This window comes from Streptosporangium sp. NPDC000095 (genome assembly GCF_042899335.1).
Taxonomy (GTDB): Bacteria; Actinomycetota; Actinomycetes; order Streptosporangiales; family Streptosporangiaceae; genus Streptosporangium.
Genome location: NZ_JBIAZS010000003.1, coordinates 240,931 through 264,477 on the forward strand (window position 1 = coordinate 240,931; position 23,547 = coordinate 264,477).

Below are 23,547 nucleotides of genomic sequence, written 5' to 3' on the forward strand. Positions count from 1 at the left end.
CCCGAAGGGCGGCGACGTCACCGGGCTGTCCCACGTGGAGCGTTGGCCGTGCCGCCGTCGAATCGTGGCAGGTCTGGAAGCCAGGGGGCGATGACGCGGGTGGGCGACCACCTGCCCGTCAGCTGATGGGCAGGTGGTCGAGGTAACCGCGGACGTTGCGGCGGGTCTCGGCCACCGAGTCCCCGGCGAACTTCTCCGCCACCGCGTCCGCCAGGACCAGCGCGACCATCGCCTCGGCGACGATCCCCGCGGCCGGGACCGCGCACACGTCCGACCGCTGGTGGTGGGCCCGCGCCGGGGCGCCGGTGGTGACGTCCACGGTGGCGAGGGCCCGTGGCACGGTCGCGATCGGCTTCATCGCCGCGCGCACCCGCAGCGCCTCGCCCGTGCTCAGACCGCCCTCGGTCCCGCCGGAGCGGCCCGAGGTCCGCCTCACGCCCTCGGGGGTCGGCACGATCTCGTCGTGTGCTCTCGACCCCGGCGTACGGGCGAGCGCGAAGCCGTCCCCGACCTCGACGCCCTTGATCGCCTGGATGCCCATCAGGGCGCACGCCAGCCTCGCGTCGAGGCGCCTGTCCCAGTGCACGTGGGAGCCGAGCCCCACGGGGACCCCGTACGCGAGGACCTCGACCACGCCGCCCAGCGTGTCGCCGTCCCGGTGGGCCCGGTCGATCTCGGCGACCATCGCCTTGCTCGCGTCCGCGTCCAGGCAGCGCACCGGGTCGGCGTCCAGCCTCCCGGCGTCCGCGGGGACGGGAAGGACCCCGTCGGGGGCCTTGGCCGAGGCGAGTTCCACCACGTGCGAGACGAGCTCGATCCCGGCCGTCTCCCGCAGGTAGGAGCGGGCCACCGCCCCCAGCGCCACCCGCGCGGCCGTCTCCCGCGCGCTCGCCCGCTCCAGGATCGGACGGGCCTCGCCGAAGCCGTACTTCTGCATGCCCGCCAGGTCGGCGTGGCCGGGCCTGGGCCGGGTCAGCGGGGCGTTGCGCGCCAGCCCTTCCAGCACCTCGGGGCCGACGGGGTCGGCCGCCATCACCTGCTCCCACTTGGCCCACTCGGTGTTGCCCACCACGATCGAGACCGGCGAGCCCAGGGTCAGCCCGTGCCGTACGCCGCCGAGGATGGTCACCTCGTCCATCTCGAACCGCATCCGCGCGCCCCGGCCGTAACCCAGCCGCCGTCTGGCGAGCGCGTCGGCCAGCATGCCGGTGGTGACCGGCACACCGGCGGGCAGCCCTTCCAGGGTCGCGACGAGGGCGGGGCCGTGCGATTCTCCCGCGGTCAGCCAACGCAACCTGCTCACCGGGCCACTCCTTCACTGCTGAGGCTGAGTTCGCGGAGGTCGTCGGACACCAGGTGCTCCCCGGACACGCCGAGGTCACCGGAGCCGAAATCGGAGCCCGAGCCGAAGTCCAGGCCGGATCCGAAGTGGCGGGCGCCGTGCAGCCAGGCCACCTTGTCGTGCAGGTCGTCCACCGTGAGGGAGGACAGCATCGCGTTCCGCGCCAGTGCCTCGGCGCCCGCCGGGTGATAGAGGCGTTCCCCCATCGCGCGGGCCACCAGCTGGGTTCTGGCCGTGCGTTCGCGGCGCTCGGCGTTGTACTTCTCCAGGCGCTGGGTGAAGGCGTCCTCGTCGCAGTCGAGCAGCCTGCCGATCACCACCGCGTCCTCAAGCGCCATGCACGCGCCCTGGGCGGCGTACTGCAGCATCGGGTGCGCGGCGTCGCCGAGCAGGGCGACCCGCCCGTCCGTCCAGCGGTCGACCGGGTCGCGGTCGCACAGGACCCAGGTCCGCCACTCCTCGCCCAGCTCCAGCAGGGCGCGGGCCGTCTCGCTCAGGCCGGGGAACTCGCCCAGTACGTGGGACCTGTCCGCGGGCTCGCCCGCCAGTTCCTCGCGGGCGCCGTCGTCCCGGGTGGCGGCGAGGTTCAGGAACCTTCCGCCGCCGATCGGGTAGTGGACGAAGTGCCACTTCGGGCCCGCCCAGAGGGTGACGGTGTTCCACCGCAACTCCGCGGGGACCTTCTCCATGGGGATGACCGAACGGTAGATGGTGTGCCCGGAGATCCGTGGCCTGCCGTCCCCGACGAGCTGACGGCGGACGGCCGAGCGGATGCCGTCGGCCCCGATGAGGGCGGCGCCGGTGAAGCGCTCTCCGGTGTCCGTGACGGCGGTGACGCCGGTCGGGTCCTGTTCGTAGCGGGTGACCCATCGGCTGCCGAGCAGTTCGATGTCGCCGGACGCGCGGCAGGCGTCGAGCAGCGACTGGTACAGGTCACCTCGGTGGACCACCGCGTACGGGTCGCCGAACCGGCGCCGGTAGCCGTCGGTCAGCGGCATGCTGGCCACCCGCTCGCCCGTGGTGCCGTCCATGAAGCGCAACTCGTCGATGAAGACCGCCCGCTCGCGTACGGCCTCGCCGACACCGAGGTGGCGGAGCGCGTGGAAGGCGTTCGGTGCCAGCTGGATGCCGGCGCCCAGTTCGGCGAACGTGGGTTGGCGTTCCAGCACGATCACCCGGTGTCCCCGATCGGCGACGCTCAACGCCGCCGCGAGACCGCCGATGCCACCACCGGCAATGAGAATCCTCGCCATGTCCTCGTCATCCCTCCAGGGCCAGGCCACGGCCCGCCAGTTCGGCGACGTCGAAGATGCCCTCGGTGGTGGCCTCCACATCGAAGACGGAGCGCTGGACGGGCGGGAATCCGATCAGTTCGGCGGCCCTGGCCGGCAGCGGGACCGCCGCGGCCTCCGCCGACTCCCAGAGCAGCACGGCGCCCCAGCGGTCGCTGCTCCGGTCGGAGATCCAGAACTTCAGGCGCAGCCCGGGAATCCCGGCGAAGCGGTCCACCGCCTCGTCGCGCAGGAACGCGCGGAGCGATTCGACGGTCTGGTCCGACTCCCGTAGGTCCCACCAGACGACGACGGCCTGCATGCGCTTGACACCTCCGGAATCAAATGCCTTTATGCCGTTGTCGCCGACGACGTTTTTCCCGCATAGGAAACGGGTTTCGACTCCGGTTTTACGGCCATTCTTGTGACTGTTGTCTATTACGGTAGGTCGCCGTTAAGGGCGGGACAACGGCCCTGCGATAAGGCATTCTTTTCAGGATGTGAACGATAAGCGGGGTCGCAGAAAAAGGTTGGCGGAACGAATGTGCGGGATCCGGGGGCCTAGACACGAGGACCGGCCCCGGCAAATGCCGGGGCCGGTCCTTTTTCAGCGGTGCAGTTTCACGGAAGTCGGCGGCTTCGTCGGCGCCGTTCCATGAAAATCAGGGGTCAGCCCTTCTGCGCCGCCGCGATGGTGCAGGCCATCCGCTCGATGCTCGCCTCGTCGAACAGGTCGTCGATGTCGGCGTCGACGTCGAAGGCCTCGCGGATCCGGTCGGTCAGGCGGGCCGCGCGCAGGGAGTCACCGCCCAGCTCGAAGAAGTTGTCGAGGATGCCGATGCCTTCGAGCTCCAGCGTCTTCGCCCAGATCTGCTGCAGGGTCCGCTCGATGTCGTTGCGCGGCTCCTGGTAGGGGCTGCCGACGTCCGGGCGGGACCGGGGCGGCTCGGGGAGCGCGGTCCGGTCGATCTTGCCGTTCGTCGTCGTCGGGAGGCCGCCGACCACGTACGCCGCCGGCACCATGAACGAGGGAAGCGTCTGGCGCAGCGCCGCTCGAAGGTCCCGCACCTCGGGGACGGGCCCGGGGCGCGGCTCGATGTAGGCGACCAGCTGGACGTCTCCCTGACCGTCCTTCCTGGCCAGCACCGCCGCCTGGCCGACACCCGGCTGTGCGGCCAGGACGGCCTCGATCTCGCCGAGGTGCACCCGGTTGCCGCGGACCTTGATCTGGTTGTCGGTACGGCCGACGATCTCGATGCTCCCGTCGGTCCAGTAGCGCGCCACGTCGCCCGTCCGGTACAGCACCGGGTGGCGGACCGGGTCCATCGGGTTGGCGAGCCACTTCTCCGCGGTGGCCTCCGGCCGGCCCAGATATCCCTCCGACAGGCTCTCTCCGGCCACGAAGATCTCACCGACGACTCCCGGCGGGAGGACCTCGAGGTTCTCACCGAGCACGTACGCCTTGACGTTGGGCGTCGGCCGCCCGATCGGGGGCAGGCGGTGGGCGCGTCCCTCCTCACCGAGGTCCACGCCGAGCTGGGTGATGTCGCACGTGGCCACCACCGTCGCCTCCGCGGAGCCGTACAGGTTGAAAACGTGGAAGGGAAGGTCGGCGGAGGGCCACGACTGCACGCGCTCGCCGCAGATCCTGATGTTGACCAGCTCGGTCTCGGCGGGCCAGTGAAGCGTCCACAGCCGTTCGGCCATCGCCTTCATGAGCAGGGTGTGGGTGATCCGCTCGGAGACGAGCCAGTCGCGCAGCCACTCGGGCGAGGTCACGACCGACGGCTCGGGGATGTGGACCGTGGCGCCCGCGGCCAGGACCGAGAAGCACTCGACCTCCACCATGCCGTAGCCGGGCGCCGCCAGCCACGTCCCTCGGGACTCCTCGGTGATACCGCAGATCACGCGCATGCTGTAGATGAGGTTGCGGGCCGCGCCGTGCGGCACCATCACGGCCTTGGGCACGCCCGTGGAGCCGGAGGTGTAGCAGATGTGGATGAGGTCTGATGCCTTCACCGGCTCGCTGACGGGGGTGGTGGGCTCGTCGCGCCAGTCGGTGCCGTCGAGCGAGAGCACCGGGCAGATCCCCGACACCTTGAACTCGTGGGCCCTCATGGTGAGCACCACCACGGCCGAGGCGTCCTCGATCATGAAGCGGACGCGGTCGTCGGGGAACTCGGGGTCCAGCAGGATCGCCGCCGCCGCCGTCTTGAAGCAGGCGAGCTGCGCGATCAGGCTCTCGGCGCCGCGTGGGAAGCAGACCCCGACCCGGTCGCGGGGGCGGACCCCCTGTGCGGCGAGTCGGTGGGCGAGCTGGTTGGCCTGGTCGTCGAGCTCGCGGAAGGTGAGTCGGCCACCGGGCCAGGCCACCGCGACCGTGTCGGGCGTCCGGCGCGCGATGTCCGCGACGACCTCGTGGAAGAAGAGGGCGGGTACGGGCTCGTCGGTCTGGTTCCAGTCGACGAGGATGCGCCGGGACTCCTCCTCGGTGAGCAGGGGGATGTCCCGCAGCGTGACGGCCGGGTCGGCGGCGAGGGCGTCGAGGACCCGTCCCAGGTGCAGCGCGTACTGGGCGGCGGCGTCCGCGTCGAACTCCGCCCGCGACATCACGAGGTCGAGGCCGTCGGCGTCCCGGGTGAACACGGTCAGCGCGGCGCGCGGCCCCGGCTGCTCACCGTTCGCGGAGACGGCACCGGCGGAGAGGCCGTTCGCGGAGACGTCACCCGCGGGGGCGCCGTTCGCGAGGGCGTCGCCGGTGGAGACGACGGCGTGGCAGGGCTCGCCGGTGGCGGGCTCCGCGGTGCCGGCCGCGATCGCGGCCAGCAGCTCCGCGGCGGTCGTGTCGCCGGACACCCGCACCCGGACGGTCTCGGCGGGACCCCGCCCCGCCCGCCCGATCAGCAGGTCGGTCTCGGCGGTGTAGCGGTGGAGCAGGCCCGCCAGGGCCGCGACCGCGAACGTCTCCCGGTGTGGCAGGGCCTTCTCCGGGACCGGGATGGAGTGCCGGTGCGGAACTCCGGGCGGGCCGTCACCGGCGGGACGGGCTAGGGGAAGCGACGAGTTGGTCGTTTCCATGAGAATCGTTCCTCTCGAAATAGCGGGTCGGAGGTCTCAGGCGAGAGCCGGCAGCGGGGTGGGGAGGGCGAGCTCGACCTGCGAGGAGATGCCCTCGGCACCGGCCCGCCGCAGGGCACGCCCGGCCTCGACGGCCTCGGCGAGTCCGTGGATCATGCGGGTGGTCTGGTCCCAGTCCACGCAGGCGTCGGTCACGCTCTGCCCGTACGCGAGGGCGTCCGTCCGGCCCAGGATCAGGTCCTGCCGGCCCGCGGCGAGGAAGCTCTCCAGCATGATCCCGGCGATGCCGGTCTCCCCGCCGGCGATACGGTGCGCGATGTCCGCGGCGACGAGGGGCTGCCGCATGTGGTCCTTGCCGCTGTTGCCGTGACTGGCGTCGATGAAGAGGCGCTGGGGCAGGCCCGCCTTCTTCAGCAGTGCGAGGGCGCCGGCCACGTCGGAGGGGCTGTAGTTGGGGGCCGTGCTGCCGCCGCGCAGGACGACGTGGCAGTCGGGGTTTCCGCTGGTGGAGACGATCGAGACGACGCCGTCGTCGTCGATGCCCGGGAACACGTGTCCCTTCGAGGCGGCGACGATGGCGTCGACCGCGTCCTCCACGTGGCCGCTCGTCGCGTTCTTGATGCCGACGGGCATGCTGAGCCCGCTGGTGAGCTGCCGGTGCACCTGGCTCTGGACGGTGCGGGCACCGATCGAGCCCCAGGACACGGCGTCGGCGAAGTAGCGGGGGGTGAGCGGGTCGAGGAACTCGCAGCCGATCGGCAGGCCGGTCTCCAGGATGTCCAGCATCAGCCCTCGCGCCAGGCGCAGCCCGCTGTTGAGGTCGTGCGAACCGTCGAGGTGGGGGTCGCTGATGAGACCCTTCCAGCCGAGGCGGGTCCGCGGTTTCTCCATGTAGACCCGCATGACGACCACGAGCGAGCCGGACACCTGCCGCGCGAGCTCGGAGAGCCGCTCGGCGTAGGTCAGGGCGGCGCAGGGGTCGTGGATGGAGCACGGGCCGGCGACCACGACGAGCCGGTCGTCCTCGCCGTTCAGCACCTGGGTGACCCCGTACCGGCCGCCGAGGACGGTCTCCCTGGCGGTGGAGGAGACCGGGATCTCCTCCCGCAGCGCCGAGGGTGAGAAGAGCCGGTCGACCGGGGTGACGCGGGAGTCGAGGGAGTCGATGAGGGAGGGCAGCACGTCGGGGGTGTGGGTGATGGTCATTGCGGGGTTCCTTCCGGTGGAGTGGTCAGGCGTTGTCCGCCGCGAGAACCGCCGCGGAGAAGGTGAATCCCATTCCGGTGCCGATGAGGAGCACCCGTGCTCCCGGCTCCAGCAGGTCCTCGTTCAACAGGTGGTGCAGGCCGTAGAGCTGGTCGGCGGGACCGAGGTGCCCGATCGTGAGCCCGAGTTCGGCCAGGGTGTTGCCGGGAATGCTCTTCAGGGGTCGTACGAAGCTCTCCCTGAACAGGGTCCGCCCGACGAACGGTGTGACGAGCCAGTCGATCTCGTCCATGGACAGGCCGGCGTCGGCCAGTGCCGTGGAGACGACGCCGGCGGTCCCGGCCGCCGACCTCGCGCGGACGTCGCGCAGCGACAGCTCGCCGCGCGTCAGGAACTCCCGGGTCCTGCGCCTCATGTCGGGGTGCGGTTCGGGAGCCGTACGGAACGGCTCGTCGCCGCGCGAGAGTCCTTCGAGGGCGGTGTCGGTCTGCGAGGCGCAGGACAGCAGCCTCAGCCGGCCACGGCCCCGGGTGACCACCGCCGAGGCGGCGCCGTCACCGAAGACCATGCCGGGGGAGAGGTACCAGCGGTCGGTGGGAGGGGCGAAGCGGTCCGCGACAGTGATGAGGGCGGAGGGGAGCTCGGGGCGTCCCGCCAGCATGCTCGCCGCGATCTCCAGGCAGGCGAGGGAACCGTTCGACGCCGCGGAGACGGTCATCGGCATCCCGGCCATCCGGGTGCCCAGCAGCTCCCCGCCGATCCAGCAGGCCGCGGGCCACATGTCGATGCCCTGGAAGTGGCTGTGGCTGTGCAGGTAGAGGGTGTCGGGGCCGATCTCCGTCCCGTGGGCGGCGGCCTCCTTGAGCGCCTGCCTGCCGGCGGTCACGGCCATCTCGGGGGGAGCCTGCGAGGACTGGGCGACGGAGATCATTCCGGTGCTCTCGGCGACCTCGGCCGAGTACGAGCCGTCCTCGACGGCCCGGGTTATGGGCACCCGGTCGCCGAGCGTGCCGCCCGTGCCGGAGATCCAGATGTCATCGAACCGCATCGCTGAGAGTCCTTTCCGTGCCGAGGCCTCGGGACGTTCCAGGGGGACGCGTGTCGCCGGTGATCTGCCTGCCGCCGATGCGGGCGGGGTGGACCTCGGTCGTCACGTCGTTTCCCTTCGCGCTCCGGAACTCGCGGTTGGCCGTTTCTCGGTTACCAGCAATTACGCTAAGGCGGTAACAGGAGTAGGGCAACGGGGGTGTGATAAGAGCTCCTTTTCGGGATGCGAACGTCGCATGTTGAGGAAAGGAGGGGATCCTGCTTCGTGAGTCCTGTCGGATCGCCGTTAAATCATCGGTAGCGCACTACCGGCAAAGGTAGTTCAATAGTAAAATTGTCAGGATGAAGCGACAACCGGGAGACAGGGCCGTGGCACCGGGCCCGCTCGCACTGGTGCAGGCGTTCGTCAACAGCGTGAACGTGGAGTTCGGGCCTGACTATCTGGCCACCGTGGAGGGTCTCACCATCTGGCTGGAGCGCAACGGCCTCGGTGACCCGAGGGTGGAGCCGGGCGAGCTCGACCGCCGCGACGCCGTGACCCTGCGGGAGGCGTTGCGCGCGCTCCTGCGGGAGAACAACGGCGGCCCCCCCGACCTCCAGGCCCGCCGCACGATCGAGCACATCGCGCGTGACTGCCCGCTCGTCGTGGGGTTCGAAGGGGAGACGGGGGAGCTCGGCCTGCGGCCCGCGCTCACCGATGTGCGCGGAGCCCTGGCCAGGGTGCTCGCGGCCGTCGCCGGCGCCGTCGCCGACGGTTCCTGGCAGCGTCTCAAGGCGTGCGGCGAGCACCGATGCGAGTGGATCTTCTACGACCGGTCGCGAAACAAGGGCAGCCGCTGGTGCTCGATGGCGGTGTGCGGGACGCGGTCCAAGATGCGCACCTACCGCGAGACGAAGCGGGTCCACAGCGAGAGCGGCTGAGCCGCGCGGACCACGTGGTCCCCTGCCGGGTACGTCCGGCGCGTCACCTCGCGCGTGGGCCGGGAACGGCGATACGCCCGGGTCAGGCGGCATCACCTCGCGTGCAGGTCAGGCATGTCCGAGTCCGCCGATGTCACCTCGCGTCCGACTCCGACGGCGTCACTTCGCGCGAGGGCAGGGGGACACGTCCGACTCCGACGGCGTCACCTCGCGTGCAGGTCAGGCATGTCCGGGTCAGGTGGCGTCACCTCGGGCGTGGGCCGGGAGCGGGAACACGTCTCGGGAGCCGTGGGACGACACCGGCCCGCCGCGACGCCCGCGATCATGCCGGTGGGGGCGGTCCGGCCGCCCCCACCGGTCGTGTCGTCCGGGAGTCACGGCGCGTTCTCCCGGCCGAGGAGCTTCCTCGCGACGACGAGCTTGGTGGCCGCCGCGGTGCCGTCCGCGAGCTGGAGGCCGATGACGTCCCTGAGCCGCTGCGCGATCGGCCCGTCCTCGGCCCAGCCGAGGTGGCCCATGGTCAGCAGGGACTGGTGGACGGCCTCCATCGCCGCCTTCGGCGCCCACCACTTGGCCATGTTGGAGGGGATCCGCGGGTCCATGCCGTTGTCGGCGCGCCACAGCGCCTCGAAGGACACCAGCCGCGCCGCGTGCAGCATGGTCGCGTGCTCGACCAGGGGGAAGGCGACCGCCTGGAAGGTGCCGATGGGCCGGCCGAACGCCTCTCTGGCGCCCGCGTGGGCGATGGCCTCGTCGAGCGCGGCCTTGGCGACCCCGAGCGCCATCAGCGAGATGTACGCCCGCGAGACGCCGAACCCGCGCATGACCGCCGCGAAGCCGAGTCCCGGCTGCCCGACCACGTCCTCGGGGCCGACGCGGACGCCGTCGAAGACGAACCTGCCGCGCCCGCCGGACCGGCAGCCAAGGTCGGGGAGGGTCTCGCGGCTCACCCCGGCCTGGTCGAGCCGGATGTAGAAGGCGGTGATGCCGTGCGCTCCGGCCTCCCCCGTACGCGCGAAGACGAGGCCGTGCGTGGCGTAGGCGGCGATCATGATGGAGGTCTTCTCGCCGTTCAGCACCCATCCGTCGCCGTCGGGCTCGGCGCGCATCTCGATGCCCGCGGCGTCGGTGCCGTGACCGGGCTCGGTGAGGCAGAGCGCGACGATCGACTCGCCGCGGGAGATCGGCGGCAGCCAGCCCGCCAGCTGCTCCGGAGCGCAGTTCGCCGCGAGGACACCGCCGATGAGGGCGGCGTTGAGCACGGGATAGCAGACGGACAGGTCCGCCGCCGCCAGTTCCTCAAGGGCGATGCCCGCGCTCGTCGCGTCGAGCCCGAGCCCTCCGTACTCCTCGGGCATCCGGAGCGCGAACAGACCCTCCTCGCCCAACTCGGCGAGGAGCCCCGGACGGTATTCGCGCCGCACGTCGCTCTCCCGGCGGTACGGGGCGATCCTGTCGGCCGCGAACTCCCGCACCCGCTTGGCGAGCGCCTGCTGATCACTGGTGAATTCGAAGTCCATGTGGTGTCCTAAGCCCGGAGCCGGTCGCGCAAGGCGAATTTCTGGATCTTCCCGGAGGGGGTTCTCGGCAGCGACGGCACGATCTCCAGCCGCTCGGGCCAGTACTGCTTGGCCATGCCGAGGCCGGAGAGGTGGCCGCGCATGTCGTCGAGGGTGAGCGGGGAGGCCGCCGAGGAGTCCGCCGTGACGAGGATCGCGCAGGCGCGCTCGCCCAGCCGCCGGTCCGGGTAGCCGACGACCGCGACGTCCTTGACGGAGGGGTGCCGCAGCAGGGCCGCCTCCACCTCCACGACGGGGATGTTCTCCGCGCCGCGCATGATGACGTCCTTGACCCGGCCGGTGATCCGGATGCCTCCGTAGCCGTCCTCGCGGGCCAGATCCCCGGTGTCGAACCAGCCGTCCTCGGTGAGCGACTCGGCGTACACCTCGGGGCGGCGGAAGTAGCCGAGGCACTGGGCGGCGCCGCGGACCTGGAGCAGGCCGGGCTGTCCCGCGGCCACCGGCTCGCCCCCTCGGCCGACGATCCGGACCTCCATCCCCGGTACGGGGGTGCCGTCGCTCTCGGCCGCGCGCATCGGCGGGTCCTCGGGACGGGTGATCGTCACGCAGCCGTTCTCGCTCATGCCCCACAGGGCGTACACCCGGCAGCCGAGGACCTCCCGCGCGTCCTCCACCAGGAGCGGCGCGATCGGCGCGCTGCCGGTGGCGAACGTGAGCAGCGCCGACAGGTCCCTCGGACCGGTGCGCTGCGCCTCGATGAGGTCGGAGAGGAACGTGGGCGCGCCCATGAAGAACGTGACCCTCCGCTCCTCCAGGATCCGCAGCATCACGGCCGGGTCCCACGCGTCCACCTGCACGGCCGTCGCGCCGAGGATGAGCGGCATGAGGAAGTTCCAGGTGTAACCGGCCTGGTGGGTCGTGGGGGACCCCATCGCCGTCACCTCGTCGCCGGTGAGGTGAAGCACGTCGGCCTGTGCCCTGTTCATCGAGTACAGGGTGTTGTGGCTGTGCACGACGCCTTTCGGCTCACCGGTCGTGCCCGAGGTGAACACGACCTGGGCGGGGTCGTCCGGGCCGGCTTCGAGGGCGTCGAGGGCCTCGATCTCCTCGGCGGTGGGCTCGGGGCCGAGGAGGTCGCGGTCGAAGTCCAGCGCCCCGCCCCTACCGCCGTCGCCCTCGCCGCTGCCGGCACCGCCGCCGAGCAGCACCCGGTGGCGCAGGCTCGGGACGGCGCGGGCGACCTCGGCGCTCATGTCCGCGTACGAGAAGCCGCGGAACTCCGTCGCCGCGATGTAGACCGGGCTCTCGGTGAGCCGGGTCATGAACTCGACCTCGCGCCTGCGCATGATGGGGACGACCGGCCCCGCCACGGCGCCGATCCGCGCGCACGCGAGGATCGACGCGACGAGCTGCCAGGAGTTGGGCAGCTGCAGGGTCACCACGTCACCGCGTCCCACGCCCAGCCGCACCAGGCTCGCCGCGAGGCGGTCGACGCGCCGGGCGAGCTCGGCGTAGGTCACCGTCTCCGCGGCGCCGTCCCGGTAGCAGACGAGCGCAGGCTTGTCCGGGTGGTTCGCGACGGAACGCCGTAGGTCGTCGAGGACGGTCTCGTCGCGCCACTGGCCCGAGCGCCGGAAGTCCTCCTTCATCGGCTCCTCCTCGTTCTGCCCAGGGCGGTCCTGGCCCGCGCGGCCACGGCCTGGGGCGTGATGCCGCCCCGCTCCAGGAGGTACTTCTGGCTCCCGGCGACCGGGACGAACGCGTCGGGCATCGCCACCCGGCACACCCTGACCGGCAGGATCTCCGAGAGGTTCTCGGCGACCGCGGCGCCGAAGCCGCCGGCGCGCCAGTGCTCCTCGACCGTGACCACGACGCCGGTCGCGCCCGCCGCGGCGGCGAGCGTCGCCGTGTCCAGCGGCTTGACCGTGTGTACGTGGATCACCGACGCCGCGATGCCGTCCCGCTCCAGCAGGTCCGCGGCGTCGAGGGCGGCGAGCACCGGGTACGGGCCGCAGGCGGCGAGCGTGACGTCGCCGCCCTCCCGCAGGATCTGGGCCTGCCCGATTCGCACGGGCGGCCCTTCCGGGAGGTCGGGGGTGGCGTTGCGGCCCAGCCGGAAGTAGACGGGACCCGGCAGGGCGAGGGCCTGGCGGAACAGCTCGTCCGTGGTGGCCTCGTCCGCGGGGACGACGACGGTCATGTTCGGCAGGTTCCGCATCACGGCCAGGTCCTCCAGCGAGTGGTGGGTGGGGCCGAGATGGCCGCCCGACACTCCGGAGTGGGTCGCGGCGATGCGGACGGGCAGGTTGTTGAGCGCGATGTCGACTTTGACGGCCTCCAGCGCCCGGGTGGAGGCGAACGCCGCCATCGTGTTCACGACGGGCACCCGCCCCTCCTTGGCGAGCCCGGCGGCGGCGCCCATGAGGGTGTGCTCGGCGATGCCCAGGTTGAGGTACCTGTCGGCCGCCTCGCCGAAGTCGACCCCGCCGAACAGGCCGGTGTCGCTGTCCAGGCAGACCAGCCGCTCGTCGTCCGGCATGAGTTCCACGAGCACGTCGCGGTAGACCTCGCGGGACGAGCGCGTCTTGAGGGTGGTGGCGGTCATCGCCGTTCTCCTTCCGGGGTGGCACGCAGGGCGGAGAGCGCGCGGCGGTGCTGGCGGTCGCCCAGCTTGGCGTAGTGGCTGCGTGCCTGGCCCTCGATGAAGGGCAGGCCCTTGCCTTTGACGGTGTGGGCGATGACCAGGGTGGGACGTCCCGGCTCGGGCGGCGCGGTGAGCGCCTCGGTCAGCGCGGCGACGTCGTGGCCGTCCGCCTCCCTGACGTGCCAGCCGAAGGCCCGCCACCGGTCGGCGAGGGGTTCCAGGTTGTTGACGAAATCCGTCGCGCCGGTGATCTGGAGGCGGTTGCGGTCGACCACGGCGGTGAGGTTCTCCAGCCCGTGGCTCGCGGCCACGCTCGCCGCCTCCCAGACCGAGCCCTCCTGGAGCTCGCCGTCGCCCATGACCACGAAGCACCGGCGGTCGGAGCCGTCGAGCCTGGCCGCGAGCGCCACCCCGACCCCCAGCGCGAGGCCGTGACCGAGGGAGCCGGACGGCATCTCCACACCGGGGACCTCGGCGTGGGGGTGGGCCATGAAGGCGCTGCCCGGCCGCGCGTAGTCGGTGAGCCGCTCTGAGGGGAAGAAGCCGGCCTCGCAGAGGGTCGCGTACAAAGCGATGCCCGCGTGCCCCTTGCTCAGCAGCAGCATGTCGCGGTCGGGCGAGCCCGGATCCCGGGGGTCGATTCGCATGATCCGGAAGTACAGGGTGGCGAGGACCTCGACGAGGGACATGGAACCCCCCAGGTGCCCGCCCTCGGGACTCGCGCACATGTTCACGATGTGTTCCCTGATCCGGCCGGTCATCGCGGCCGGATCGGCCTTCTGCCCGGCTCGGATCGCACCCGGCAGGGTGGAGATGCCGCTCATGTCTACTCCTTTCGCCTCGGTCAGTTCGGATGCAGGCCGGTGAAGTCGAGCCCGAAGGGCTCGGGCAGGCCGAGCCGGATGTTCATGCACTGCACCGCGTTCCCGGAACCGCCCTTGACCAGGTTGTCCAGGGCCGCGATCACCGTCACGTCGGACGCCCCCGGGTCCAGGGCGAAGCCGACGTCGCAGAAGTTGGAACCGGACAGGATCTTCGCGTCGGGGAACCGGTGCAGGCCACGCCGCTGGGCGACCACCCGGACGAACGGCTCGTCGCCGTAGCGTCCCCGGTAGGCGGAGCGGATGTCGCGCTCGGTGACGCCGTCGGCGAGGCGTGCCCTGCAGACCAGCTGCACTCCTCGTACGGCCTCCACCCCGGTCGCGGTCATCCGGACCGGGAGCCCGGTCGCCTGGGAGATCTCCGCCTCGTGCCGGTGTCGCGTCGGGGCGAAGACCCTGAGCGCGCCACTGCGTTCGGCGTGCAGGTTCTCCGAGCCCGCGGTCGCGCCGGCACCGCTGGAACCGGTCCTGGCGTCGACCGTTATCTCGTCCCTGATCAGCCCGGCCTCGGCCAGCGGAGTGAGCGCGAGGATCCCGGCGTTCGCCATGCAGCCGGGCACGCTGATCCGGTCGGCCGTCCGCAGGCGGTCCCGGTGGAACTCCGGTATGCCGGGTACGAAGGTGCCGAGCAGGTCGGTGGCCTCGTGCGGGAGCCCGTAGTAGCTCTCGTAGGTGTCGGTGGACCGCAGCCGGAAGTCGCCGGACAGGTCGATGACCGTGTCGGCCATGTCGAGGAACTCCGGCATCCGGCGCATCGTCTCCCGATGCGGGGTGGCGAGGAACAGCACGTCGTAGTGGTCGAGCCGGTCCTCGGGGCAGAAGGTGAGCCGGGTCCTTCCCCTCAGGTTCGGGTGGACGCCGTCGATCTGGCGGCCTTGCAGGCGCCGCGAGGTGGCGGCGGCCAGCTCGACCTTCGGATGGGTGGTCAGGATGCGCAGGAGCTCGCCGCCGATGTAGCCGGCGGCCCCGACGACCGCGACGCGTGTCATGTCTCCCCCCTCGCGATGAGATGGGCCGCGATGGCGTCCGCCACGTCGACCCTGGAGCCGTGGGCCTGCTGGAAGCCCCGGAACTCCACCCGGTCGTTGACTTCGAGCACGGTGAGGTGCCCGTCCATGTCCTCGATGAGGTCGACGCCCGCGATGTCGGCGCCGACCGCCTCCGCGGCGGCGACCGCGAGCTTGACGTGGTCGGGGCCGAGCGGGCAGTACTCGCTCACCGCGCCCCTCGCCACGTTGGTACGCCACTCCTCTCCCTTGCGGTAGGTCGCGCCGAGCGCCTCGCCGCCCACGACGAGCACGCGGATGTCGCGGTCGGCCTTGGGCACCTGTTCCTGCAGGTAGATCACGTGCGACTGCGGCGAGGGCAGTGCGGCGACGTGTTCGAGCACGGCCGTCGCCACGGCGCGGTCGGTGACCCTGGTCACCAGCCGGCCCCAGGAGCCGACGAGTGGCTTGATCACGGCCGGGTAGCCGATCGTGTCCAGGGCCTCCAGCGCCGCCTCCGACGTCATCGCCAGCGCGGTCCTGGGCGTCGGCAGCCCGCTTTTCAGCAGGGCCGCCGACGTGTGCCACTTGTCGCCGCTGAGATGCGTGGCGGCGGCGCTGTTGAGCACCGTCACCCCCGCCGACTCCAGGGCGCTCGCCGCGTACAGGGCGCGGAAGTGCCCGACCTCGCGGTTGAGGACGAGGTTCGGTCCGCTCCAGGGGGAGCCGTTCGCGACGAACAGCGACCTGGGATCCAGATGTTCGAACCTGGCGCCGCGCCGTTCGAGCGCGGCCATGATGTTCTTCTCCTCGAACCGCACTCGCGAGGCGAGGACGGCGAGGTGGGGTGCTACGGAATCCACGGCACAGCTCCCTGTGTCACTCGCCCCAGTCTTCTTCGACGTCCGGTGCGAGCATGAGCGTCGGCGGCTGGACGGAGGCGATCTCCAGCTCGCTCCGGCAGTCCAGGCACTCGACGATCTCGCTCACCCGGGCGTCCCCGTCGATCGGCACCTCGGCCGAGCACTCGGGGCACTCCGGACCGTTCAGAACTTTCTGCATGGGCTCATCCCTGTCGGTTGATGTGAGTTATTTCTCGCATAAACCGTAACCCGATTCCGCATAAAACATCTAATAAGCGCTTTTGTTCGGAATGAATGTGCTCGCTTATAGGACGATCTCATAACTATCGGGCTATTACCTCATAAGCATCGCTTCTTGGCTAGGGGCCGAAAATGTCCATGTCGGATGATTAAGCTCGCTAGTGATGATTATTTCCGGCTTTTTCCTCATCGCCGGCACACCAGGCGAACGTCCGGAGCACCGACGCAGGGCGTCTCCGGAACAGCTCCAGAAGGAGGGGTAATGCGAGGAATCGCAGAGAGTCCTGCCGTCAACGGCAACGGTGCCCACCCGGCTCCATCCGATCTTGAATTCGACCTCGGAACCGTGGCGCGCACCCCCGGCGAGGAGTTCGCGGCGGCCGTGGGCGTGGCCCGCGACCGTGCCGACACCGACGAGCGCGAGGACCTGGTGGTGTCCTTCGGCACGCACCTGCCCGCGTCGTTCCCGCTCTTCGCCTCCCGTCCCCGCTATCCGGTACGCCACCTGCTGAAGACCGCGCCCGTGGCCGGCGACCCGGCGCCCTACGTCTACGAGCCCCCTCGGGGAGCGGTGAGCGAGTCGGGCGTCTCCTACGCCGCCACCCCCGAGGCGGCCTTCGCGCCGAGGCTGGAGGAGGCGCGGCTCACCGACCTCACCGTCTCCGTTCCGCTCCCCGAGGGAATCCTCGACAAGCCCGCCCTGCTCGCCCCGTACGTCGACTACCGCGTGCTCGTCCGGCTGTCGGTGGCGGAGAACGAGGCGTTGCTGCACGGCACCGGCGACGGCGCGATCACCGGGCTGCTCCGGCTGCCGGGCACCCGCCACCGTGAGACCGACCTCGCCCTTGAGGAGGCGGTCACCCAGACCGCCGCCGAGGTGGAGGAGACCGGGGGCTCGTGCGACGGCATCGTCGCCCACCCCGCCGTCTACTGGGAGATGGTGCGGACGGGCATGCTCGCCCGCCTCGCCGTCGCCGGGATCACCGTGTCGAGGACACGCATGATCCCGAAGGACACCCTGCTCATGGGAGACTTCCGCGCCGCGTTCACCCTGCTGCTGCCGGGCGTCTCCTCCATCACGCTGCGACGCGGCGCCGGGAGCGACGGCGCCGACCTCGTCGAGGCGAGCAGCCGCGTCGGCCTCGCCGTGCACCTGCCGCAGCACCTGATCACGCTCTCGTGGGGTGGTCGCCGTGGGTGACCCGCGGATCCTGTACATCACCGGGTGGATGCGCAGCGGCAGCACCCTGCTCGGCAACGTCCTCGGCGAGCTTCCCGGCGTCCTGCACGCCGGCGAGCTGCACTACCTGTGGCAGAACGGCGTGCTGAACGCCGGGACGAACTCCACCTGCGGCTGCGGCAGGGACCTCACCGCGTGCGACGTCTGGTCCCCGGTCCTCGGGGACGGCGATGTGGCGGGGATCGGCGCCGCGCGCCGGATGACGATCCTGCAGCGCTCCCTGCTGCGTACCCGCCACACCCGCGACCGCCTCGCTGAGGCGAGGGGGAAGGCGAGGACGGCGCCCGGGGTCGAGGAGGCGCTCGGACGCACCGCCTCCATCTACCGGACGCTGGCGGAGCGAGGCGGCGAGCGCCTGATCGTGGACGGCTCGAAGTATCCCGCCGAGGCCGCCGCGCTGCTGGGACGCGCGGACCTGGACGTCCGGGTGCTGCACATGGTGCGAGACCCCCGCGCGACGGCCTTCTCCTACAAGAACGCCAAGGACTACATCGACCCGATGAGCCCCGCCCGCAGCAGCGGGTACTGGAGCGCGTTCAACACCGCCTCCGAACTCGTCGGAGCGGTCGCCCCCGACCGCTACCTGAGGGTCGTGCACGAGGCCCTCTGCGCCCGGCCGCGAGAGGTCCTGGCGCGGGTCATGCGCTTCGCCGGGCTGGCGGGAGAGCCGCCGGTCGACGAGACCGGCCTGGTCTCGCTCGGGGAGAACCACACGGTGACCGGCAACCCCGACCGGCTGTCCAAGGGCGACACGGTGATCCGTTCCGACGAGCGCTGGCGCACCAGGCTGTCCGCGCGGGAGATCGCCGCCGCGACCGCGCCCGCCTTGCCGCTGCTCACCCGCTACGGGTACCCGATCCTGCCGACCAGGTAGGCACGAGAATTAGGGAGCCATCTCATGGACCTTCGGCTTAAAGGGCGCGTGGCACTGGTGGCGGCTTCGAGCAGCGGGCTCGGGCTGGCCGTCGCCAAGGCCCTCGCGGCGGAGGGAGCGAACGTCTCGATCTGCGGTCGTGACCCCGCGAGGCTCGCCCTCGCCCACGTCGAGGTCAACGCGATGGGAACGGGCGAGGTGCTCAGCACCCCGGTGGACCTGTGCGACGAGCGGGCCGCCGCCGAATGGGTGCGGCGGACCGCGGACACGTTCGGCGGTCTCGACGTCGTGGTGACCAACACCGGCGGGGTCCCGTTCGGCCCCGTCGACAGCTTCCAGGTCGCCGACTACCGCGCGGCGATCGACGGGAACCTCCTGCCGCACGTGAGCATCACCCTCGCGGCGCTGCCCTTCGTCAAGGAGGGCGGCTGGGGGCGTATGCTGATGATCGCCTCCGAGTCCGTGCGCCAGCCCCACCCCGAGAGCGGGTTGTCGTCGGTGGCCCGGCTGGGCCTGCTCGGCTACATGAAGGGCCTGGTGCACGCGCTCGGCGCGAACGGGGTCACGGTCAACATCCTCGCCCCGGGTTTCCACCGCACCCCCATCCTCGACGAGCAGTTCGGCGCGGACGTGGAGACGGAGATCGCCCGCGTCGCCGAGCGGATCCCCCTCGGCAGGATCGGGAACGTGGCGGATTTCGGCGCGCTGGCCGCCATGCTCGCCAGCGACCAGGCCTCGTACGTCACGGGCACGGTTTTCGTGGCCGACGGAGGCAACACCCGCGGCATCGGCTGAAGGCGCCGGCCGAACGCCGACGGAGCACGCCGACAGGACACGCCGATGGAAGACGCCGACAGGACACGTCGACGGAAGACGTCGGCCGGAGGCGCCGACCGAAGAGTCGGCCGAAGGCATCGGACGGAAGCACCGGTCGAAGACATCGGCTGAAGGGCCGGAAAGCTGAGGAGGAGCGAAAGATGTCCGTACTCGGACACGTCGCCAGCACGCGCAAGGCGGCACTCTACGTAGTCAAGATAGGGAGCGCGAGTCTCGGCCACGACGCGCTCTTCGACGAGGTGGCCCTGCTGCGCCGCCGTGGCGCCCGCGTGCTCCTCGTCGCGGGCGGCGCGGCCGGCATCGCGCGGCACTACGCCGACATCGGCCGTCCCGTCAGGACGCTGAGCCTGCGAGGCGACAGCGCGGTGCGCTACTGCCCTCCCGAGGAGATGCCGCACATCGTGGACGCGTACGAGCGGGTGACGCTGCCGCGCGTGCGCGACGCGCTCACCGCGCGCGGACTCACCGTCTTCACCTCGGTCGCGCGGGACGGGGCACTGGTGAGCGCCCTGGCCAACCGGCCGCTGCGGGCCGTGGTGGACGGCAGGACGACGGTGGTCCGCGACCACCGGGCCGGCACCGTGACCGACGTGGCCGTGGACCGCGTCCAGGCGCTGCTCGACGCGTTCGACGTGGTGTGCCTCTCGCCGCCCGTCGCCGACGGCGCGGGCGGTTCCGCGCTCAACGTCGACGCCGACGTCCTCGCCGCCGAGCTGGCCAACGCCCTCGACGCCGACCACCTGCGCCTCGTCACCGGCACACCCGGCCTGCTCGGCGATCCCGAGGACCGGGCGAGCCGCCTCGTCGACGTGGTACGCGGCGAGGGGGAACGGTTCGCGCGCGGCAGGATGCGGCAGAAGGTGCGCGCGGCGGAGATCGCCCTCGACGGGAGCGCCGACGTCGCGATAACCGGGCCGCACACCCTGTCCCCCGCGTCGGGGACGCGCTTCTGGCGCGTCCGGCCACCCGCACCCGACCTGTCGCTCCTGTCGCGAACCGTGGAGATCTCCTCGGTGTCGGCCGACGAGCGGGAGCTCGCCGAATACCTGGTGGAGTGGTGCGCCGAGCGCGGCGTCCACGCGGAGATCGACGCGGCCGGCAACCTCGTGGCCACCCGCGGCTCGGGCGACCGGCGGCTGCTCATGCTCGGACACCTCGACACCGTGCCGCACCGGTGGCCGGTGCGCTGGGACGGGCTCACGATCAGCGGCAGGGGCTGCGTCGACGCCAAGGCGAGCCTCGTCGCCTACCTGGAGACCCTCGCGGAGATGGACGTGCCGAGCTGGGCGCAGGTGCGCGTCATCGGCGCGGTCGAGGAGGAGGTCACCTCGGCGGGGGCCTTCCACGCCAGGGACCACTACCCGGCGGACGCGGTGATCGTGGGCGAGCCCAGCGGCGAGAAGGCCCTCACCATCGGCTACTACGGCCTGTGCAAGGTGCGGCTGCGGGTCGGCCACAGCGTCGGGCACACCGCGGGGCAGGGGGTCACCACCGCCGCCGACCGGCTGGTGGACGTGCTGAGCCGGCTCCGCGACGAGATCGGCGCGGCCGACCCCCAGGCGCTGGTGGCCGTGCTCGGCATCCACGCCAGGAACGGCGGGGACGTCCAGGTGGGCGAGGCCGTCATCGACGTGCGGGTCCCGCCGACCCTGGACCTGGAACACCTCGTCGACCTCGTCCACCGGGTCGCGGGGCCGGTCGCCGTGCAGGTGCTCCGCGCCACGCCAGGAGTGATCACCTCCCGTACCAGCCCGCTCGTGAAGGCCTTCTCGCGCGCCTTCAGGGAGGAGGGCGTGGCCCCGAGGTTCCTCGCGAAGAAGGGGAGCAGTGACATGAACACCCTCGCCACCACCTGGCGGGGAGTGCCCATGGTCGCCTACGGCGCGGGGGACGCCGCGCTCGACCACACACCGGACGAGCACCTCGACGCCGAGGAGTTCCGGCGCTCCAGGACCGTGCTGGCCAGGGCGGTCGCGAACTGGGTGGCGGAGGGCCGCCCGCGGGCCACGCCGTCCGCCGCCGAAGGAACCGCGGACATCCGAACCGTGGGAAGCACCGGAGCCGCGGGAGGCCCGGGAAGCCCGGGAAGCCCGGGAAGCCCGGGAGGCGCTGCGGGCGTCAACGGCGCCCGGCCCGTCGAAGCCGCCGAGACCGCGAACGGAACCGGCACCTTCGAGGACGTCGAAGCCGCCGCCCTCGTGACCGTCGCGGCCGCCGCAGGAGAGAGGACATCACGATGACAACGATCGCCGTCGACGAGACCGTCGGCCACACCTACCAGCTGTCCCACCTGGCCGCGCTGGAGTCGGAGGCCGCCCACATCTTCAGGGAGACGGCCGGGGAGTTCGACCGGCCGGTCATCCTCTTCTCCGGGGGCAAGGACTCCATCGTCATGCTCCACCTGGCGCGCAAGGCGTTCGCCCCCGCGCCGGTGCCGTTCCCGCTGCTGCACGTCGACACCGGCCACAACTTCCCCGAGGTCATCGCCTACCGGGACCGCGTCGTCGCCGAGTACGGGCTGCGGCTGAAGGTCGCCTCGGTCCAGGACTACATCGACCGGGGTGAGCTGGCCGAACGGCCCGACGGCTCACGCAACCCACTGCAGACGGTGCCGCTGCTCGAAGCCATCGAGAAGAACCGCTTCGACGCGGTCTTCGGCGGCGGGCGGCGGGACGAGGAGAAGGCCCGCGCCAAGGAGCGGGTGTTCTCGCTGCGCGACGACTTCGGCGGCTGGGACCCGCGACGGCAGCGGCCCGAGCTGTGGAACCTCTACAACGGCCGCCACTCGCCCGGCGAGCACGTCCGCGTCTTCCCGCTGTCGAACTGGACCGAGCTGGACGTGTGGCAGTACATCCTCTCCGAGGGCATCGAGCTGCCGCCGATCTACTTCGCGCACGAGCGCGAGGTCTTCTCACGCCGGGGCATGTGGCTCGCCCCCGGCGCGTGGGGCGGCCCGAGGAGGGACGAACGCCTGGAGCGGCGTCTCGTGCGGTACCGCACGGTCGGCGACATGTCGTGCACGGGCGCCGTCGACTCCGGCGCCGCCACCCTGGAGGAGGTCATCGAGGAGATCCGCTCCTCACGGCTGACCGAGCGAGGGGCCACCCGCGCCGACGACAAGCTGAGCGAGGCCGCCATGGAGGACCGCAAACGGGAGGGGTACTTCTGATGACCACCACACTGCTTCGCTTCGCCACCGCCGGATCCGTGGACGACGGGAAGTCCACCCTCGTGGGCCGGCTGCTGTACGACTCCAAGTCGATCCTCGCCGACCAGCTGGAGGCGGTGGAGAGCGCCTCGCGCAAGCAGGGACGGGAGACCGCCGACCTCGCCCTGCTCACGGACGGCCTGCGCGCCGAACGCGAGCAGGGAATCACCATCGACGTCGCGTACCGCTACTTCGCCACCGCGCGCAGGCGCTTCATCCTCGCCGACACGCCGGGACACGTGCAGTACACCCGCAACATGGTCACCGGCGCCTCGACCGCGGAGCTGGTGCTCATCGTCGTCGACGCCCGCAACGGCGTCGCCTCGCAGACCAGGCGGCACGCCGCCGTCGCCGGGCTCCTGCGGGTGCCCCACGTCGTGCTGGCCGTGAACAAGATGGATCTCGTCGGCTGGGACGAGGAGGTGTTCGCGGCGATCGCCGAGGAGTTCACCCGGTACGCCTCCGGCCTCGGGATCGGCGAGGTGACCGCGATCCCGATCTCCGCGCTCACCGGCGACAACATCGTCACCCCCTCGCCGAACATGGACTGGCACACCGGGCCCACCATCATGGAGCTCCTGGAGACCGTGCGGGTGGGCACCGATCCCTCGGGGACGCCCGCCCGGCTTCCCGTCCAGTACGTGATACGGGCGAACGGCCGCCGTGCCTACGCCGGCCAGATCTCCAACGGCGTCCTGCGGGTCGGCGAGCGGGTCACGGTGCTCCCCGGCGGGCAGACGTCCACGGTGGAGGCGATCGACGTGCTCGGCGAGCCGGTCGACACGGCGTGGGCGCCGCAGTCGGTCGCCGTGCGCCTGCGTGACGACATCGACGTCTCAAGGGGTTCCCTCATCGTGCCGGAGGACGCGGCGCCCGCCCTCACCTGGGAGCTTCGGGTGACCACCTGCCACCTGCACGAGCGCGCCCTGCGCGTCGGGGAACGGGTGCTGGTCAAGCACACCACCAGGACGGTCCAGGCGGTCGTCGAGGACATCGTGCCCTCCGCCGCGCTCGGGGAGCTCACCTGCGCCCCGGGCGCGGACAGCCTCGCCGTGAACGAGATCGCGAGTGTCGTGCTGCGCACCACCGAGCCCCTCGCGGTCGATCCCTACGCGCACTCCCGTACGACGGGCTCCTGCCTGCTGATCGACCCGGCGGACGGGACCACCCGCGCGGCGGGGATCATCGAGGCTTCCTGAGCGGTGAGGTCCTCGCCCCGGGTGGAGGAGACGAGGAGGTCAGCGAGGAGACGCCGCCGGGGTGGGGCCACCCGGCGCCATCGGGGTGATTCATCCGGCATCTTCAGGATGAGTCACCCGGTGGGAACCTTCGGGGACGGGGCCGGCCGGTCGGTCGGCCAGGGACGGGAACAGCCGATTCGGTCGACCG

At 71.5% G+C, this 23,547-nt stretch carries 20 protein-coding genes; 7 read left to right on the forward strand and 13 right to left on the reverse strand.

What is annotated here, in order from left to right; all coding sequences use genetic code 11:
- Positions 1-118: 118 nt before the first annotated feature.
- From aroC to ACFY3V_RS09420, 6 genes are all read right to left on the reverse strand, one after another.
- Positions 119-1,294, reverse strand: coding sequence for a chorismate synthase (gene aroC, locus ACFY3V_RS09395; RefSeq protein ID WP_362901866.1), 1,176 nt, complete (start codon positions 1,292-1,294; stop codon positions 119-121).
- A gap of 5 nt (positions 1,295-1,299) precedes the next feature.
- A complete protein-coding gene (locus ACFY3V_RS09400; protein ID WP_362901798.1) occupies positions 1,300-2,595 on the reverse strand; it encodes a 3-hydroxybenzoate 6-monooxygenase in 1,296 nt (431 codons plus the stop codon).
- A 7-nt stretch (positions 2,596-2,602) separates the two neighbouring features.
- Positions 2,603-2,935 (reverse strand): hypothetical protein, encoded by a 333-nt coding sequence (locus tag ACFY3V_RS09405; RefSeq protein ID WP_350945172.1) that lies wholly within the window; start codon positions 2,933-2,935, stop codon positions 2,603-2,605.
- A 347-nt stretch (positions 2,936-3,282) separates the two neighbouring features.
- Positions 3,283-5,691, reverse strand: a complete 2,409-nt coding sequence (locus ACFY3V_RS09410; RefSeq protein ID WP_350945173.1) for an amino acid adenylation domain-containing protein — start codon at positions 5,689-5,691, stop codon at positions 3,283-3,285.
- A 36-nt stretch (positions 5,692-5,727) separates the two neighbouring features.
- Positions 5,728-6,897, reverse strand: coding sequence for a 3-deoxy-7-phosphoheptulonate synthase (locus ACFY3V_RS09415; protein ID WP_350945174.1), 1,170 nt, complete (start codon positions 6,895-6,897; stop codon positions 5,728-5,730).
- Positions 6,898-6,922: 25 nt separating this feature from the next.
- Complete coding sequence (locus ACFY3V_RS09420) at positions 6,923-7,945, reverse strand: ketoacyl-ACP synthase III family protein (RefSeq protein WP_362926139.1); 1,023 nt, start codon at positions 7,943-7,945, stop codon at positions 6,923-6,925.
- A gap of 341 nt (positions 7,946-8,286) precedes the next feature.
- Between ACFY3V_RS09420 and ACFY3V_RS09425 the strand changes: the two genes are divergently transcribed.
- Complete coding sequence (locus ACFY3V_RS09425; protein WP_350945176.1) at positions 8,287-8,865, forward strand: CGNR zinc finger domain-containing protein; 579 nt, start codon at positions 8,287-8,289, stop codon at positions 8,863-8,865.
- A 374-nt stretch (positions 8,866-9,239) separates the two neighbouring features.
- On the opposite strand, the gene ACFY3V_RS09430 is transcribed toward ACFY3V_RS09425, so the two are convergent.
- From ACFY3V_RS09430 to ACFY3V_RS09460, 7 genes are read right to left on the reverse strand one after another with little or no spacing between them, the layout of a single operon-like run.
- Positions 9,240-10,385 (reverse strand): acyl-CoA dehydrogenase family protein, encoded by a 1,146-nt coding sequence (locus tag ACFY3V_RS09430; protein WP_350945177.1) that lies wholly within the window; start codon positions 10,383-10,385, stop codon positions 9,240-9,242.
- Between the two features lie 8 nt (positions 10,386-10,393).
- The gene (locus ACFY3V_RS09435; RefSeq protein WP_362901808.1) at positions 10,394-12,034 is read right to left on the reverse strand and encodes an AMP-binding protein; all 1,641 of its coding nucleotides are present in this window, start codon (positions 12,032-12,034) and stop codon (positions 10,394-10,396) included.
- Entirely contained in the window at positions 12,031-12,990 is a 960-nt protein-coding gene (locus ACFY3V_RS09440; RefSeq protein WP_362901810.1) for a transketolase C-terminal domain-containing protein, read from the reverse strand. Before ACFY3V_RS09440 ends, ACFY3V_RS09435 begins: the two co-directional genes overlap by 4 nt.
- Positions 12,987-13,853: a transketolase gene (locus ACFY3V_RS09445; protein WP_389771732.1), complete on the reverse strand. Its 867-nt coding sequence runs from the start codon at positions 13,851-13,853 to the stop codon at positions 12,987-12,989. The genes ACFY3V_RS09440 and ACFY3V_RS09445 overlap by 4 nt, the downstream gene beginning before the upstream one ends.
- Positions 13,854-13,873: 20 nt before the next feature.
- Positions 13,874-14,899 carry an N-acetyl-gamma-glutamyl-phosphate reductase gene (argC, locus tag ACFY3V_RS09450; protein ID WP_389771735.1) on the reverse strand — a complete coding sequence of 342 codons (1,026 nt, stop codon included), beginning with the start codon at positions 14,897-14,899 and terminating at the stop codon, positions 13,874-13,876.
- Positions 14,896-15,759 carry a RimK family alpha-L-glutamate ligase gene (locus ACFY3V_RS09455; protein WP_350945182.1) on the reverse strand — a complete coding sequence of 288 codons (864 nt, stop codon included), beginning with the start codon at positions 15,757-15,759 and terminating at the stop codon, positions 14,896-14,898. The genes argC and ACFY3V_RS09455 overlap by 4 nt, the downstream gene beginning before the upstream one ends.
- Positions 15,760-15,775: 16 nt before the next feature.
- Positions 15,776-15,958 (reverse strand): lysine biosynthesis protein LysW, encoded by a 183-nt coding sequence (locus ACFY3V_RS09460; protein ID WP_350945183.1) that lies wholly within the window; start codon positions 15,956-15,958, stop codon positions 15,776-15,778.
- A 303-nt stretch (positions 15,959-16,261) separates the two neighbouring features.
- On the opposite strand from ACFY3V_RS09460, the gene ACFY3V_RS09465 reads away from it, so the two are divergent.
- The 6 genes from ACFY3V_RS09465 to ACFY3V_RS09490 all read left to right on the forward strand — a co-directional run bounded on the left by ACFY3V_RS09465 (position 16,262) and on the right by ACFY3V_RS09490 (position 23,357).
- A complete protein-coding gene (locus ACFY3V_RS09465) occupies positions 16,262-17,200 on the forward strand; it encodes a family 3 encapsulin nanocompartment shell protein (RefSeq protein WP_362901815.1) in 939 nt (312 codons plus the stop codon).
- Positions 17,193-18,113, forward strand: coding sequence for a sulfotransferase (locus ACFY3V_RS09470; RefSeq protein WP_389771740.1), 921 nt, complete (start codon positions 17,193-17,195; stop codon positions 18,111-18,113). Before ACFY3V_RS09465 ends, ACFY3V_RS09470 begins: the two co-directional genes overlap by 8 nt.
- Before the next feature lie 24 nt (positions 18,114-18,137).
- Entirely contained in the window at positions 18,138-18,908 is a 771-nt protein-coding gene (locus ACFY3V_RS09475) for an SDR family oxidoreductase (RefSeq protein ID WP_350945186.1), read from the forward strand.
- A 182-nt stretch (positions 18,909-19,090) separates the two neighbouring features.
- The gene (locus tag ACFY3V_RS09480; protein WP_389771745.1) at positions 19,091-21,190 is read left to right on the forward strand and encodes a M20/M25/M40 family metallo-hydrolase; all 2,100 of its coding nucleotides are present in this window, start codon (positions 19,091-19,093) and stop codon (positions 21,188-21,190) included.
- Positions 21,187-22,119 carry a sulfate adenylyltransferase subunit CysD gene (gene cysD / locus ACFY3V_RS09485; RefSeq protein ID WP_350945188.1) on the forward strand — a complete coding sequence of 311 codons (933 nt, stop codon included), beginning with the start codon at positions 21,187-21,189 and terminating at the stop codon, positions 22,117-22,119. The genes ACFY3V_RS09480 and cysD overlap by 4 nt, the downstream gene beginning before the upstream one ends.
- Positions 22,119-23,357, forward strand: coding sequence for a GTP-binding protein (locus ACFY3V_RS09490; protein ID WP_350945189.1), 1,239 nt, complete (start codon positions 22,119-22,121; stop codon positions 23,355-23,357). The genes cysD and ACFY3V_RS09490 overlap by 1 nt, the downstream gene beginning before the upstream one ends.
- The last annotated feature ends 190 nt before the right edge of the window (positions 23,358-23,547 follow it).

What these genes read in the sequence shown, in the direction of transcription:
- ACFY3V_RS09400 (WP_362901798.1), bottom strand. Translation starts at nt 2,595, where the DNA reads ATGGCGAGGATTCTCATTGCCGGTGGTGGCATCGGCGGTCTCGCGGCG.
- ACFY3V_RS09405 (WP_350945172.1), bottom strand. Translation starts at nt 2,935, where the DNA reads ATGCAGGCCGTCGTCGTCTGGTGGGACCTACGGGAGTCGGACCAGACC.
- ACFY3V_RS09410 (WP_350945173.1), bottom strand. Translation starts at nt 5,691, where the DNA reads ATGGAAACGACCAACTCGTCGCTTCCCCTAGCCCGTCCCGCCGGTGAC.
- ACFY3V_RS09415 (WP_350945174.1), bottom strand. Translation starts at nt 6,897, where the DNA reads ATGACCATCACCCACACCCCCGACGTGCTGCCCTCCCTCATCGACTCC.
- ACFY3V_RS09420 (WP_362926139.1), bottom strand. Translation starts at nt 7,945, where the DNA reads ATGCGGTTCGATGACATCTGGATCTCCGGCACGGGCGGCACGCTCGGC.
- ACFY3V_RS09425 (WP_350945176.1), top strand. Translation starts at nt 8,287, where the DNA reads ATGAAGCGACAACCGGGAGACAGGGCCGTGGCACCGGGCCCGCTCGCA.
- ACFY3V_RS09430 (WP_350945177.1), bottom strand. Translation starts at nt 10,385, where the DNA reads ATGGACTTCGAATTCACCAGTGATCAGCAGGCGCTCGCCAAGCGGGTG.
- ACFY3V_RS09435 (WP_362901808.1), bottom strand. Translation starts at nt 12,034, where the DNA reads ATGAAGGAGGACTTCCGGCGCTCGGGCCAGTGGCGCGACGAGACCGTC.
- ACFY3V_RS09440 (WP_362901810.1), bottom strand. Translation starts at nt 12,990, where the DNA reads ATGACCGCCACCACCCTCAAGACGCGCTCGTCCCGCGAGGTCTACCGC.
- ACFY3V_RS09445 (WP_389771732.1), bottom strand. Translation starts at nt 13,853, where the DNA reads ATGAGCGGCATCTCCACCCTGCCGGGTGCGATCCGAGCCGGGCAGAAG.
- argC (WP_389771735.1), bottom strand. Translation starts at nt 14,899, where the DNA reads ATGACACGCGTCGCGGTCGTCGGGGCCGCCGGCTACATCGGCGGCGAG.
- ACFY3V_RS09460 (WP_350945183.1), bottom strand. Translation starts at nt 15,958, where the DNA reads ATGCAGAAAGTTCTGAACGGTCCGGAGTGCCCCGAGTGCTCGGCCGAG.
- ACFY3V_RS09465 (WP_362901815.1), top strand. Translation starts at nt 16,262, where the DNA reads ATGCGAGGAATCGCAGAGAGTCCTGCCGTCAACGGCAACGGTGCCCAC.
- ACFY3V_RS09475 (WP_350945186.1), top strand. Translation starts at nt 18,138, where the DNA reads ATGGACCTTCGGCTTAAAGGGCGCGTGGCACTGGTGGCGGCTTCGAGC.
- ACFY3V_RS09480 (WP_389771745.1), top strand. Translation starts at nt 19,091, where the DNA reads ATGTCCGTACTCGGACACGTCGCCAGCACGCGCAAGGCGGCACTCTAC.
- cysD (WP_350945188.1), top strand. Translation starts at nt 21,187, where the DNA reads ATGACAACGATCGCCGTCGACGAGACCGTCGGCCACACCTACCAGCTG.
- ACFY3V_RS09490 (WP_350945189.1), top strand. Translation starts at nt 22,119, where the DNA reads ATGACCACCACACTGCTTCGCTTCGCCACCGCCGGATCCGTGGACGAC.